Here is a 13,051-nt window from a genome sequence, read left to right as displayed (position 1 = left end):
TTGCTTCAGGTATGAAAACCAGCAAGCCCTGCACCAGCAAGACTTGCTCGTTGTGGCAAAGTGGCATACTACAGATTCGCTACCTCGCCCGTGTGGGCGAGTGTCACGCGATGCGGGCCCATTTGCTCGGCATACTGCTGGACGACTTCCTGGGCCAGGCGCACGACCTGCTCCACCAGCCCAAGCTCGACCCCGCTGCGCCAGGTGGCGATGATATCCATCGCCGCTGGCTTGGGTACATTCTCCAGCAACGTCATCCTACCCTGCTCCAGCTCCTCGGGGACTAGCGAAGCGGGTAGGGCGCCAATGCCGAAGCCGTCTCGAATCAGCCGTGTCATGGCCGCTACCGAGTTCACGCAGTTGATGCGTGGATTGGCGATGTTGCTGGTGTGCAGCAGGTTGAGGATGTCCTGATGCGGCCGCGAATTCTTCGAGAAGGTCACCACACGCTCTCGAGTGAGATCCTCCAGTGAGTGGTAGGTACGGTGGTAGAGCGAGTTGGTGGAGACTATCCACTCCACCGGATAATGGGCCAGCGCCTGGTTGCGCAGGGTATCGCCGCGTACTACGTCCGTCTGGAATACGAGGTCTAGATAACCCTTGTGCAGTTGTTCATTGAGATTGCGCGCGGTGTCAGCGGTCAGCTCAATCTCCACGCCTGGATAGCGCTCCATCAACTGCGTCACGAGCAGACTCAGCCAGGTGTGGATCACCGAGTCCATCGCGCCCAGCCGTACCAAGCCCTTCACGTTGCCGACACTGCTGATCGACCGCTTCAATGCCTGCAGCGTATCTATCATGTGCTCGGCGTATTCGAGTACCCGCTGCCCTTCGGGCGTCAGGGTGACGCCTTTGGAATCCCTCAGGAACAGGCGTGCGCCCAACTCGTCTTCCAACGCTGCGATACGGCTGGAGATCGAGGCCTGGGTGCTGAACAGTTTCTCGGCGGTGAGACGGAAACTCTTCAGTCGGGCAACCCAGACGAAGGTTTCTAGAAAACGCATGTTCACGGGAAAAAGCCCTCCGGCGCCTGGCCGCTGTGTCGCATCCAAAGAAAAACGTTTTGGCGTGGGAATCAAGTGGTGCGCCAGACTCACGCATAAGGCGAGTGTGGGGGCAACGGAAAATTTTTATGGCATGCGGCTGGATTTTCTCATTGGACGGCAAAAGGCTACCTCCAAATAATCGCCTGCGGCCGGGAAACCAGCAAGCGAAAAACAATCACAAGAACAGTATCCGGAATGCGCCCAGCCAGGCAGGAAAACGTTCCTTGCCGCGCGTCCTGGAGCCAGGAGACCACATCGCATGACTCCCTTGAAGCGCCTCGCCGGCATATTGATCACCAGCAGCGCCTTGCCGGACCTCGCCCACGCTGACTTCTTCGCCGACAGCAAGGCCAGCCTGGATTTGCGCAATTTCTACTTCAACCGTGACTTCCGTAATGGGCCGCCAACCAGCCAGCGCGACAAGGCTGAGGAGTGGGCGCAAGGGTTCATGTTCCGCTTCGAGTCGGGTTTCACCCCGGGCACCATCGGTGTCGGTCTCGATGGGCTGGGCATGCTCGGAATGAAGCTTGACGGGGGCGATGGTACCGGCGGTACGGGGCTGCTCCCGGCTGATCTCGGTTCGGCCCATGGGCGTGGTTCGCAGGATGAGTACTCCAAACTCGGCCTGACTGCCAAGGCCAGGGTTGGCAAGTCGGTTGCGCGTATCGGCTCGCTCGCATTCCGCAGCCCAGTGGTGTCGAACAACGATACGCGGCTGCTGCCCGGTACCTTCCGCGGGGCAATGGCTACCTCGCAGGATGTCGACAACCTGACCCTGCAGGGCGGTAAGATCGACCGGATCAAGTTCAACAGCTCATCCGACTTCGTCGAGATGTCCGCCAACCGCATCGGTGGTACCAGCGATTCGTTCGTGTTTGCCGGCGGCGACTACCGGCTGACCCAGCAACTCACCACCAGCCTGCACTACGGAAACCTTGAAGACATCTACAAGCAATACTACGGCGGTTTGCAGTACCTGCTGCCGCTGGCCGACAAGCGTTCGCTCAAGCTCGACCTGCGCTACGCCCGCAGCACCAAGGATGGCAACTTCCGTGACCTAGACAACAAGGCGCTGGGCGCGATGGTGACCTACGCCGTGGCTGGTCACGCCTTTGGCGCTGCCTATCAGCGCATGGACGGCGACGACCCCTTCCCGTACATCGCCAACAGCGACCCGTACCTGGTCAACTTCGTGCAGATCAATGATTTCGGCAACACCCAGGAGCGCTCCTGGCAGGTGCGCTACGACTACGATTTTGCTTCCCTCGGTGTTTCGGGGCTGACCTTCATGACCCGCTATATCTCTGGCGACAACGTACTGGTCGGTAGCAGCAACTCGGGCAAGGAATGGGAGCGCAACATGGATATCAGCTACGTCATCCAGAGCGGCCCGTTGCGGAACGTTGGCATCAAGTTGCGCAACGCCACGGTGCGTTCGAATTTCGGCAACGACCTGGATGAGAACCGCCTGATCCTCAGCTACAGTCTGGTCCTCTGGTAGCGCGGACTCTGCCCGGCAAACGAACATGCCCGGGCTTTCCGGCGGGGATTCTCCTCGCCTGTCACGCTGCGTTCTCATGAGAAATCGACACGCTATGACCCTATCGATGAAGTTCAGCCAGAGGATCCTGTTGGCTGCCTCTGCGCTGATCATCCTCGCTTTCGTCGTGTTCGCGGGCTACAACGATTACCGCCAGTGCAACGAGATCCGCTACGAGGTCGAACACAGTCTGCACAACATTGGCGAGTTTGCTCGGCTGACGCCCAGCGCGCCGATCCCCGAAGACTCGACAATCATGAATTTCCGTCACCTGCCGGAGGACCACCAACTGGCGTCGGTGATTCTGGAAACCATCAACAATTACCTGCGAGACAAGGGCCTGTCGTTGCGTCAGGGCACCATCGTCGATGCCACCATCATCCACGCACCCAGCTCAGTCAAGAACAAGGAAGGCAAACCCGATCCTGAAATGCGCCAGACGAAAAAGGGTAATCAGTATTTTTTCGGCATGAAGGCGCATATCGGTGCCGATGCAGAGTCGGCCTGCTGCACCGCGTTCACGGCACAGCGGCGAATGTGGCTGATGTAACAGAGGTCTGTCACCTGGTGCGTGCCGATGAAAGCCGATGCGGGTTATACCGGCGTGGAGAAACGGCCGGAGCATGCGGGGCGGCCGGTGATCTGGCAGATTGCGGTTTGTCGTAGCACCTACAAGCACTTGAGCAAGCGCAGCGTGCCCTACAAAGCCAGACGCACGATCGAGAAGGTCAAAGTGCAGGTGTGAGCGAAGGTCGAACATCCGTTTCGGATTATCAAGCGCCAGTTCGGTTATGTACAGACCCGCTTCCGAGGCTTGGCCAAGAACGCGGCGCAATTGGCTACGCTGTTTACCCTGTCGAATCTGTGGATGGTGCGCCGGCAATTATTGCCTGGTGCGGGAGAGCTGCGTCCGTGAGGGCAGATAACCAAGGCGTTGCCTTGGGTATTCTATAATCAGCGGCTGAAAATCGGGCTTTCGGCATCCCCAAGCCGCCCATTTCCTCCTGATGAGTAACTTGGTCGGGGTTAGAGAGAAATGTTGTTATCTCCTCATGGTTATATGTTGGAGATGCATGTGTTTTTATGTTATGTTATTTTTTGTGCTTCCGACGGCGTGAAAGCATTCGGAAGATTTTATGGGTTAGTCAATGTAGCGTTCGATAGGTAAAGCCCGTCAGTGAAAGGCTGCGGCAGAAGATAAAGCGGCCCCCCGGTGTCAGGATAGTTGTCGCCTCGCCAGATTTACCTGAAACCAGACCCCGGGGGCTGAAAGAGAGCCGTTATGCCGTACTATTCCTCTGAGCGCAAAGCCGAACTGCTCAAGATGCTGGGTCCTCCACTCAACCTGACGATGGCCGAAGTCGCTAGGCGTGAGGGCGTTACTGAAATGTCGCTGTATACCTGGCGCAAACGAGCCAGTGCCGAAGGATGTGTGGTGGTGACCGATCCCAAACACCCGACCGAGAGCTGGTCGGCAGAAATGAGATTCGCAGCTGTGGCTGAATGTGCCAGCTTGTCCGAGATCGAGGTGGGTGAATACTGCCGTCGCAAAGGCTTGTATCCGGAGCAGATTGCTGCCTGGCGGCAAGCGTTCCTGAGTGGGATGGCCCCTCCAAAAGCGCAGCCCAAGGTTGATCGGGAGCAGGCCCGTCAGGATCAGAAACGTATTAAACAGCTCGAGCGCGAGCTGCGCCGCAAGGATAAGGCGCTGGCTGAAACAGCCGCGTTACTGGTGCTGCGAAAAAAGCTCAACGACTACTGGGGAGTAGACGACGAGGACAATTGACTGCTTTGCCGGAACGGCAACTGCTGGTGACTTGGTTGACTGAGGCGATTAATTCCGGAGCTCGGAAATTGACGGCATGTCAGGAAGTTGGCTTGACGCTCCGAACGTTGCAGCGCTGGACTCAAACGGAAGAAGTGGCGGCTGATGCACGCACAACTACAGTTCGCGCAACCCCACCAAACGCGCTGAGCGAGCACGAGCGACAAGCGATTCTCAACCTGTGCAACAGCGCTGAGTATGCTCACTTGCCACCTAGCCAGATCGTGCCGAGGCTGGCCGACAAGCAGCTCTACATAGGCTCGGAGTCGACCTTCTACCGGGTGCTTCGGGCTGCTGGACAGCGAGAACGCCGAGGGCGCGCTCAGCGCCCTGGGCGTCATGCCGAGCCGACAACGCATGCTGCCCGCGCACCTAACCGGGTGTGGTCGTGGGACATCACATACTTGCCATCTTCGGTGCGTGGAAAGTATTACTACCTGTACCTGATCGAAGACATCTACAGCCGCAAGACTGTGGGCTGGGAGGTACACGAGAACGAAGACGGCGCCAAAGCTGCAGTGTTGCTGCAGAGAAGTGTAATCAGCGAACAGTGCTTGAGAGAGCCGTTGGTGTTGCACTCGGACAACGGCACGCCGATGAAATCGGCCACTTTGCTGAGCAAGATGTACGAGCTGGGCATAACACCGTCCCGCGGCAGGCCGCGTGTCAGTAATGACAATCCATACTCGGAGGCACTTTTCAGAACACTGAAGTACTGCCCGCAATGGCCGACCAAGGGCTTCGAGACCTTGGATGCTGCACGATGCTGGGTGCGTGATTTTATCCGTTGGTACAACCACGAACACCGACACAGCCGAATCCGCTTCGTCACGCCAGCAGAGCGTCATCGAGGCCAGGACAGGCAAATCCTTGCCCTGCGCCACGAACTCTATGAGCGCGCTCGAAATAGGAATCCGGAGCGATGGTCAGGACGCACTCGCAACTGGGAGCCAATTGGTACCGTGCTTCTGAACCCTGATCGGGAACAACAGCACGTGAAGCAAGCCGCATAGTTGGATGGTTGACGCGACAACTACCTTGAAAAACGCCGCGGCAAACAAATAAGATGAAATGGCGCGCTGATTTAGACCGAAAGCTGTAGGCCAAGGTTTGGTTGGATATGTTATATGTTAAGTTTTATGATCGAGACTTTAACGGGGTTTTACCTTGTGTTAGTATGCGTGTGTAATGAAAGCCTCAGCTCTTGTAGCAATTTGGCTGGCGTATGCTTACTGTGGCTTTGCTTGAAGTCTCAGTTTGCTGTTGCCGGTTGAAGAGGTTGTGAGCTAGTGTTTGGCTGAGGATTTTTTATGGGGCGGGGTTTTAGCGCTGCACTAATTTTAGCATTTCTTGTATCTGGTTGTTCGATGCCTCCGGCGCCCCCAGCGGTACCATCGCAAGATGATCTTTTGAATAAGCCTAATGCTTGCTGGGGCGGGCGCACTGTTCCAGTTGGCAATCAGGTTTCTTTGGGTGTGATGTACAGCGAAAATACCCGAGTCAATCGAGCGTATCTGCGGCAGTATCAAGCCAGTGCAGGCACTGGTTTCGGTTATGGTCTATTAGTGCACGCGATTCGAGACGCATACATCGCCTCGTCAAACCCTGATTTGATGGTTGATTGGGTGAGTGCCTCCTTGCAAAGAAAATTCGGATCTGTCACCTTGTATCCAAATAAAGAAGCCCTAGTGGCGGCGGATCCCGATATGATAGTAATAATTGACGCCCGCAGCCAACTTATCACGCCTCGCAGCTCTAATGTCGAATCGACCGTTGCGGCATACTTTTATGATAAGAGCTTCAACTGTCTTGGAATTGTAGAAGGGCATGAGTCGAATGAATTAACCCCTCTATGGTTCGGGAATAAGCGCAGCGACGAAATTGTTGCCGATATTGTCGAGCAGCAGGACGTGCAGATCAAAGCATTACAGAAATTTGACCAGTCTCTTAATGGTTTTTTGGCTCGACAATCTGATGCGGTTTCAAGTTTCTGAGTTGCACATACTGTTCAAGGATGCGCTGAGTTTTGTCAATTATATTTTTCGCCCGCGGCACGGCAGTTTGGCTTGGTCGAATCAGCACTGCGCCGATGAGTTAATCAGCTTCGGCAGGAGCGCAGCGGCGTTACGCCGGCCAGCAAAGCGCTGACGCCAGAGCAGCAAAAAATCCAAGAGTTGGAAGCCCGGATCACGCGACTTGAACGCGAGAAATCGATACTAAAAAAGGCTACCGCGCTCTTGATGTCGGAAGATCTCGAGCGTACCCGCTGATTCGCCAGCTCAGCGACCATGAGCCCGTTGATTGCTTGTGCGAAGTGTTCGAAGTCACTCGCTCAAGTTACTACGCACATTGTCACAGAAGGCGAACTCCGGACGTTGAACGACTGCGGTTGCGCAGTCGAGTGAGTGAGTTGTTCACGCGATATCGAAGTGCGCCCGGCAGCCGTACCATCATGGCAATGATGCAAGAAGAGGGTGAGCAAATCGGGCGGTTCAAGGTACGCCGCCTGATGCGTGAGCTGGCGTTGATCGGCATGCAGCCAGGATCACATGCGTACAAAAAGGCCACAGTGGAGCGGCCAGATATTCCGAACACCTTGAACCGAGCGTTTGATGTCGACGCGCCAAATCAGGTCTGGTGTGGAGACATCACTTACGTCTGGGCACAGGGTAAATGGCACTATCTGGCAGTTGTCCTGGATCTTTATGCACGCAGAGTGGTGGGTTGGGCCTTATCAGAAAAGCCGGATGCAGAACTTGTAGTCAAAGCGCTGGAGGTGGCTTACGAACAGCGCGGAAAGCCTCAAGGACTATTGTTCCACTCCGACCAGGGTTCGCAATATGGCAGCCGTCTGTTTTGCCAGAGACTGTGGCGTTATCGCATGCGCCAGAGCATGAGTCGCCGAGGCAACTGCTGGGATTCTCAGTTCACTATGCTCAAGAGCGTCAGCTCAATCTGACTCGTGCTGGGATTGGCTAGCTAGATGCCTTGGTGTTGACCTGTCGATTGATCGCTGACGTTCCCTGGCACTGCCAGGCTTGGCGTCTGTGACTTAATAGGAGCTTTGTGCTGCACCGCGAGAGTCCTGTCCTGCGTCCAAGGTCGGTAGTGCGTAAACTCAGAGGTATTACGCATGAACACTGCAAAACTCACTGAGGTCATCCTAGGTGTGGATACGCATCTGGATGTCCATGTTGGCGCCCTGATCAACGTGAATGGGCAGCTGTTAGGTACTCTTGCTGTAGATACACAGACTCGCGGCTACCTTAAGTTGCTGACTTGGGCAAGGTCATTCGGGTGGCTCCAGCGGGCTGGCGTCGAAGGCACTGGTACGTACGGCGCTGGGCTTGCACTTGTACTTCGCGAACACGGCATTGCTGTTTTTGAAGTGAACCGCCCTGATCGATGCAAGCGCAGATTGGAGGGAAAGTCAGACCCTACCGATGCGGAAAGCGCAGCTCGTTCGGTGCTGGCGGGGAGCGCCACTGCCATCGCTAAAACCCATTCAGGCGCTGCCGAGGCAATGAGGGAGATTTCTGTCGTCCGCCGAAGTGCGGTGAAAGCTAAAACACAAGCTATCAACCAGATCAGATCACTGCTGGTCAGTGCTCCTCAAGAAATCAGAGAGCGGCTCTGGGACGTCAAACCTGCGATTTGCGTCGACAACTGTGCACACATTGGCTCACTGGGGCACGCCCCATTCCTGAGCGCCCTGACTACATCGCTTAGACTTCTGGCTAAACGCTGGCAGGCCCTTGCGGCAGAGTTGCAGGAGCTAGATGACACGCTGGACTCGCTAACGCAGCAGTATGCACATCGCCTTCGTAGTCAATTCGGTGTTGGCCCTCAGACAGCGGCCACTTTAATCTCCGTTGCAGGGGATAACCCTGAGCGACTGAAAAGTGAGTCCGCTCTTGCTGCGCTCTGTGGTGTTAACCCGCTCCCCGCATCATCTGGTAAAACGGTGCGTCATCGCTTGAATCGTGGGGGGGATCGATCCGCCAACAATGCGCTATGGACTATCGCGATGGTAAGAATGCGCAGTGACCCGAGAACCAAGGCGTATGTGGCGCGCAGAACGGCCGAAGGGATGTCGTGCAAGGAAATACAAAGATGTCTGAAGCGCTACATCATCCGAGGCCTATATCCACTGATTTTGGCCGACTTGAGCGAGTCGAGGAGCGCTGGTTGACATAGGAGCGTCAATGCACCGATGGAGCGAGTATTTCGCAGCTTGAAATCAGAGTGGATACCGACCACGGGTTACCCGACCGGGCAGCAAGCTCAACGAGACATTGGCCAATACCTGATGAGCCACTACAACTGGATTCGACCTCATCAGTTCAACAATGGACTGGCTCCGGCAAAAGCTGAAGAAAAACTCAAAACCGTGTCCGGGATGAGTTGACCACTACATTCTGATACGAAGTGGGACAAAACGAAATTAGTGAGAAAATAACGAATATGTTGAGACTTCGCATCCAATAGTCGCCGCGTTCACAGGTGAGCATCCGCTTTGGTGCCCTGGCCCTGTGCTCGCAGACTCGCTTGGCTCAGTGCCTGCTGGGCGTCGAACTGCGTTTATCGGCCATCGGCGATGACCGGGAGATGGCTATAGGAAATCCTCATGACTATGATGCCAATCTTTGAACGGCGTTAAGGTGTACTAGTGATAGGGAATATCTTCAACGTTTTCTCACGACGCAGGGGAAACCAGATAACGCCAAAAAAACTGCTCACTCAGCAGTTCCGTCAAAGGACGTTCATGCTCAATCGGGACGTTGGCCCGGGCATGGTCGAATCCCTAGAGTTTCTTCACGATCGGCTTTCCTACCTCCTAGGGCGCCAAAATCTCTCAGGAAAGAAAAATCTTGCCTACGCTGATGACGCTTTCGAGTTTTTGCATACCTGCAGCGCCCCCCCACTTTCTTGATGCCATTGAGTACCTGGTCCATCAGGGAGGATGACGTTACATAGGAGGCCAGCATGAGCTCGTAATTGATCGTTTAAACGAATTATTAAACGTAGATAATCTTCCCTACTTCGTCACCAAACCAGTATGGGAAACCACGGAAGAAATGTACCGAGGCTCCCTCACTCAATTCACCGGAATTCGTGAGCATGCGAAGGTCATTCCAAAGGAAAGCCAAGCTGTCCACGAGACGGCTATCGAGCCCGCTCTGAAGCTATTGCCTCAGCCTGCATTCCTCAATGCGAACTCCGAGTTCATGGCTGCTCTGGAAGACTTTCGGCATGGAAAATTCGGCGACTGCGTCACCAAGTGCAACAGTAGCTACGAAAGCGTCATGAAGGTGGCCTGCGGACAGAAAGGCTTCAGGTACTCCCAGGGAGACACAACCTCCAAACTCATTCGGACCATCATGCAAAAAACTGAGATGGATACTTTCTGGGAGCAGCCACTGATGACTGTCGGCACGCTTCGCAACAAACTGAGCACCTCGCATGATGCCGGTGAGGTGCAGAAGGTAGTACCAGAGCATGTGGCAAAGTACACCCTAAATATGACGGCCTCTGCGATCATCTTTTTACACGACCATGCTTACCGGGCCGCCCCCTGAAATCTTCAATTAGGCTTGCAGGGGTGAAAATGTGTCGTTTCGATACCAAACCTTTAATCGCGTCGACAGCTCCAGAAGACCAGGATGACCCTTGGTACAAAGGTGCCGAGCAGGCTGTTCAGTTCATGAGAGCAAACGCGGAATCAGACGAGATTGTGATTTACGTTTGCGCCCCATTCCGTTTCATCGTCGGGGCACTCGCCCCAACCAATAATGCCACTCCCCCCCGATGGTGACTCCTGTCGCTAACCAACCCGTTCTAAGGAGCAACACATGGACCAAGCTTTACTCGAAAAAATCATGGCTGCTACAGGTCTAGGCGGGCTTTGCATATGGGCCTTGCTTGTTTTCTACAAGGCGGTGGTAGGTGCAGAATTTATTTCAAAGCTTAAGAGGGTGTAGACAAAATAAAGTAAACTCCTTGCCTCTCGTCTACACAGTATTGAGTCATGTCTAAGACTGGACGCCCACCCGTAATTGCTGCAGAACATTACCCTCTGCTGACCAGGCTTGCTCATGCGCAGCCCTATTCCAGTCCGGCTGAATTGGCGCAAGCATTCAATTCTGAAACAGGTATCACCGCTCATCCCGACACCTTCGGAAAAAGCGTCGAAACTGGCCGGGATCATTCGTGTAAAGGAGAGAGCCAAAGGTAGCTTCCAACCTCCTGAGCCTCGTAAGTCGTATGGCTACAGCGAGGCACACCGTCGACAGTTGCCGGATCAACGCTACCCCAATTGCTTGACCGACGCTGAATGGACACTGGTCGCTGATTTGTTTGAAGTCTCGGGAGGTCGGGGCGTGCCGCCCCGTCACTCCCGGCGCACGCTCCTGGAGGCTTGCTGCTATGTCGTGCGTACGGGATGCTCGTGGCGAATCCTACCTCGCGAGTTTCCGCATTGGGACAATGTCTATAAAACCTTTCGACGGTGGAGCGCTCAAGGCAAGTTCGAGCAAATGCAGGATCGGCTTCGTGCTCAATGGCGAGAGTGGGTTGATCGTGATGAAAGGCCGTCAGCCGCTGTTCTGGACTCCCAGTCCACGCGTAGCTCTCCCTAAGGAGGTGAAAGTGGTTACGACGCAGGTAAAAAGGTAAAAGGGCGCAAGAGAAGTCTCGTCGTTGATACCTTAGGCCTGCTTTTGGCAGTGAGCATCAGTGCAGCCAGCGTGCAGGACCGAGACGCAGCGGACGACGCGGTGACGTCCTCAATGGGTAAGTACCCCTCCTTGAATACCCTGTTCGTCGACAGTGCTTACGCCGGAACGTGGGCTCAGCGCATGCAGCACATTCATACCGTCCAGGTTCAGGCCATACGAGGACCGAACAATCGTCGCACCGGGAAATGGCATTCAGGGCAAGGCGACCTGTTCACGGCAGCGCCAGCACCGAGTGGCTTTGTGGTGATGTCCAAACGCTGAGTAGTGGAGCGGACTCACGCCTGGAATGAGCGTGCGGTTGATCATGCACCACGATCGGTTGATGGATGTGAGTGCGGCATGGGTGTGGCTGGTCGAGGCTCGGATGCTTGCTCGTAGACTTACTACTTGATTTTGTCTACAGCCTCTTAAGGGCAAGGTTGTTACCTATGGACGCCATGCAGGCCCCAGTCTTGGATGGTTTTGGCACGCATCATATGTCCACGGGTATCAGGTTTTTTTGCGCAAAATGCCTTGTTATGTCCATGTTGGATTATGTGGAAATAGATAGTGTGCAAGAATACAAACCATCGAGTTCTTCGCAAATTCAGCAAGTGCTCCGGCGTAAAATTCCCGTTCAGTAGGTTTCAAAAAGGTCAGGTATATCGATTACAGCGTTCAGTCGTGCTTATAATTTCGAAGTGGCCAGTTTATAAAAACGGAGCATTAACTAAGGAGTTAGGAAGGGGGCGTTGGCGATGGTTTTAAAATCGCTGGGATGGCCGTCAGGACGCGAAGGCAAGGCTTTACGTTAGTGGAGCTGTTGGTTGTCCTGGTCATCATCGGATACTCGCCAGTATTGTGGGTCCCCACTTATTAGGCAATGTCACCAAGTCTGAAATCACCACAGCCAAGGCCCAATTGGACATCTTGACCTCTACAGTTTCTAGAGAGCCCTGGATGCTTCATGCTACTTGGTCGGGTAGCTTGTCTTATTTTCAGCATCTTCTACGACTTTTATTAACCCAGGATCAAAATAAGCTGTATTGAGCAAATACGCCCTGCCCATTAGTTTACCTTCGCCGTACCAAGGCATTCGGTTGAATTTCAGGTTCAGCCCATCATAGCCATATTCAAAAAGATAACCATTAGTGCTACGAAATTTAAAATCGGTGTCGGAATACTCGAGCAGAGTGAACGCTATATCCTGATGACTGCTGTAAAGCTCCTTAACTCGATCGAGATAGGCTGGGGAAAGGGCGGAAAACAGACTTCGCGCAAGTCGGCTGTATTGCTCCAGCGTCAGGCCGGGGAATTTTTCCAGTCGCGTAGCGATCAGCGCGAAGAAGTCTGCGTCAGCTTTTGCGACGGCCAGTTGCACACTTAGAAAGCGTTTGAGTTTCCTTGGGTCCATAACAAGTGCTGCGGGCTTCGTCGCCCCCCCCGCTTTGATTTCAGATTCGACCATGAATTCGTTAGTTTTTGGCAAGGTCATAGCGGAAGTCGCTATGTAGGCAGCACAGGCGGTTATTCTCTGAGGCAGGTCCTGATTTACCAGCAGTGACAGCTGGTGGCCTTGGAGTGGGACGTGGCTAAGGTCGATGCCTTTTTTAAGAAGTGTCTGGTTGACTTGTTCTTGTGAGCTTTCGCCACGAGCAAGGGCGCAGACCTGGCGCATCATAAGGTCATTTCGCTGCCCTGCCACGATAGGCACGAGGGCCAATACCGCACCCTGAATGATCGAAAGTGCTGGAACCGCCACACTCTGCGAGGTGATACTGTCAGACCGGTGGCTGAATACATCATCACAGCGGGCGAGCAGGATCAACGACAGAATCCAGCCGGAAGTATTGAGTAAGGACATGTTACTTGTCTCGGGTGGAATTTGTATAACCAGGCTGCTGGACGCAGCCTGGTTCTGAGG

At 54.5% G+C, this 13,051-nt stretch carries 9 protein-coding genes and 4 pseudogenes; 11 read left to right on the top strand and 2 right to left on the bottom strand.

Annotated elements, in window-relative coordinates; genetic code table 11:
* Positions 1-68: 68 nt before the first annotated feature.
* Positions 69-1,010, bottom strand: coding sequence for a LysR family transcriptional regulator (locus tag AC1TXO_RS14620; protein WP_486402411.1), 942 nt, complete (start codon positions 1,008-1,010; stop codon positions 69-71).
* A gap of 295 nt (positions 1,011-1,305) precedes the next feature.
* Here AC1TXO_RS14620 and AC1TXO_RS14615 point away from each other — a divergent pair, with 295 nt between their 5' ends.
* The 11 genes and pseudogenes from AC1TXO_RS14615 (at position 1,306) to AC1TXO_RS14565 (ending at position 12,007) form a co-directional block, all read left to right on the top strand.
* Positions 1,306-2,547, top strand: coding sequence for an OprD family porin (locus tag AC1TXO_RS14615; protein WP_486402410.1), 1,242 nt, complete (start codon positions 1,306-1,308; stop codon positions 2,545-2,547).
* Positions 2,548-2,821: 274 nt separating this feature from the next.
* A pseudogene (locus tag AC1TXO_RS14610) lies at positions 2,822-3,502 on the top strand (IS5 family transposase); the annotation flags it as partial.
* Between the two features lie 366 nt (positions 3,503-3,868).
* A protein-coding gene (locus tag AC1TXO_RS14605; protein ID WP_486402409.1) for an IS3 family transposase occupies positions 3,869-5,424 on the top strand; the annotation gives its coding sequence in 2 pieces (ribosomal slippage) (positions 3,869-4,334 and positions 4,334-5,424; 1,557 coding nt in all).
* A 297-nt stretch (positions 5,425-5,721) separates the two neighbouring features.
* Positions 5,722-6,405 carry an ATPase gene (locus AC1TXO_RS14600; protein WP_486402408.1) on the top strand — a complete coding sequence of 228 codons (684 nt, stop codon included), beginning with the start codon at positions 5,722-5,724 and terminating at the stop codon, positions 6,403-6,405.
* 54 nt (positions 6,406-6,459) lie between these two features.
* Positions 6,460-7,334, top strand: a pseudogene (locus AC1TXO_RS14595) (IS3 family transposase); the annotation flags it as partial.
* Between the two features lie 210 nt (positions 7,335-7,544).
* On the top strand, positions 7,545-8,603 hold the full coding sequence (locus tag AC1TXO_RS14590) for an IS110 family RNA-guided transposase (RefSeq protein ID WP_486402397.1): 1,059 nt from the start codon (positions 7,545-7,547) through the stop codon (positions 8,601-8,603).
* A 12-nt stretch (positions 8,604-8,615) separates the two neighbouring features.
* A pseudogene (locus tag AC1TXO_RS14585) lies at positions 8,616-8,819 on the top strand (integrase core domain-containing protein); the annotation flags it as partial.
* 670 nt (positions 8,820-9,489) lie between these two features.
* Entirely contained in the window at positions 9,490-9,990 is a 501-nt protein-coding gene (locus AC1TXO_RS14580) for a DUF7014 domain-containing protein (protein ID WP_486402407.1), read from the top strand.
* Between the two features lie 273 nt (positions 9,991-10,263).
* Positions 10,264-10,392 (top strand): hypothetical protein, encoded by a 129-nt coding sequence (locus AC1TXO_RS14575; protein WP_486402406.1) that lies wholly within the window; start codon positions 10,264-10,266, stop codon positions 10,390-10,392.
* A 47-nt stretch (positions 10,393-10,439) separates the two neighbouring features.
* Positions 10,440-11,539: pseudogene (locus AC1TXO_RS14570) on the top strand (IS5 family transposase).
* 366 nt (positions 11,540-11,905) lie between these two features.
* On the top strand, positions 11,906-12,007 hold the full coding sequence (locus AC1TXO_RS14565; RefSeq protein ID WP_486402405.1) for a prepilin-type N-terminal cleavage/methylation domain-containing protein: 102 nt from the start codon (positions 11,906-11,908) through the stop codon (positions 12,005-12,007).
* A gap of 90 nt (positions 12,008-12,097) precedes the next feature.
* Here AC1TXO_RS14565 and AC1TXO_RS14560 read toward each other — a convergent pair whose 3' ends face one another.
* On the bottom strand, positions 12,098-12,991 hold the full coding sequence (locus tag AC1TXO_RS14560; protein ID WP_486402404.1) for a hypothetical protein: 894 nt from the start codon (positions 12,989-12,991) through the stop codon (positions 12,098-12,100).
* Between the last annotated feature and the right edge of the window lie 60 nt (positions 12,992-13,051).

The sequence above is a fragment of the Pseudomonas sp. FA117 genome, assembly GCF_057370475.1.
The sequence above is the reverse complement of the archived record's forward strand: the minus strand, read 5'-3'. Positions and strand labels throughout refer to the sequence as shown.

Coding starts and splice junctions, on each gene's coding strand:
- AC1TXO_RS14615 (WP_486402410.1), top strand. CDS start 1,306: ATGACTCCCTTGAAGCGCCTCGCCGGCATATTGATCACCAGCAGCGCC.
- AC1TXO_RS14600 (WP_486402408.1), top strand. CDS start 5,722: ATGGGGCGGGGTTTTAGCGCTGCACTAATTTTAGCATTTCTTGTATCT.
- AC1TXO_RS14590 (WP_486402397.1), top strand. CDS start 7,545: ATGAACACTGCAAAACTCACTGAGGTCATCCTAGGTGTGGATACGCAT.
- AC1TXO_RS14580 (WP_486402407.1), top strand. CDS start 9,490: ATGTACCGAGGCTCCCTCACTCAATTCACCGGAATTCGTGAGCATGCG.
- AC1TXO_RS14575 (WP_486402406.1), top strand. CDS start 10,264: ATGGACCAAGCTTTACTCGAAAAAATCATGGCTGCTACAGGTCTAGGC.
- AC1TXO_RS14565 (WP_486402405.1), top strand. CDS start 11,906: ATGGCCGTCAGGACGCGAAGGCAAGGCTTTACGTTAGTGGAGCTGTTG.
- AC1TXO_RS14560 (WP_486402404.1), bottom strand. CDS start 12,991: ATGTCCTTACTCAATACTTCCGGCTGGATTCTGTCGTTGATCCTGCTC.